The sequence below is a fragment of the Rhizobium ecuadorense genome, from assembly GCF_001187535.1.
Classification (GTDB): domain Bacteria; phylum Pseudomonadota; class Alphaproteobacteria; order Rhizobiales; family Rhizobiaceae; genus Rhizobium; species Rhizobium ecuadorense.
This window is the reverse complement of the sequence record NZ_LFIO01000269.1, coordinates 1-344: the sequence shown is the minus strand read 5'-3', so window position 1 is coordinate 344 and position 344 is coordinate 1. Positions and strand designations below refer to the sequence as shown.

The 344-nt window shown below is 45.3% G+C and carries 1 protein-coding gene; it reads left to right on the top strand.

Going from position 1 to position 344, the window contains the following annotated elements:
* Positions 1-234: 234 nt before the first annotated feature.
* Positions 235-344: CsbD family protein (locus AF337_RS39790; protein WP_152970929.1), on the top strand; the 110-nt coding region annotated here is incomplete at its 3' end.

Here is a 344-nt window from a genome sequence, read left to right as displayed (position 1 = left end):
GTATAACACAAGAACAGGGGAATATTTGCTTCATACATAAATAAATATTTTATACATCTATTCGTTCTTCACGAATTATTTATGCTTTTCTTCATTCGGGTGTGGATATTTGATATCGGCAGCGCTTCGCGTCTTTGCCGCAGGAATTGAGCTTCGCAGAAATCCGCTGAGACACAGGAACCAACTTCCACTGCGGTCCGTTTTCTTCTCATCAACAAAGAGGAGAAATCGACCATGGATTGGAATCGGATCGAAGGAAACTGGAAGCAGGCGAAGGGCAAGATCAAGGAGCAGTGGGGCAAACTCACCGACGATGATCTTGACCAGATCGCTGGCAAGCGCGA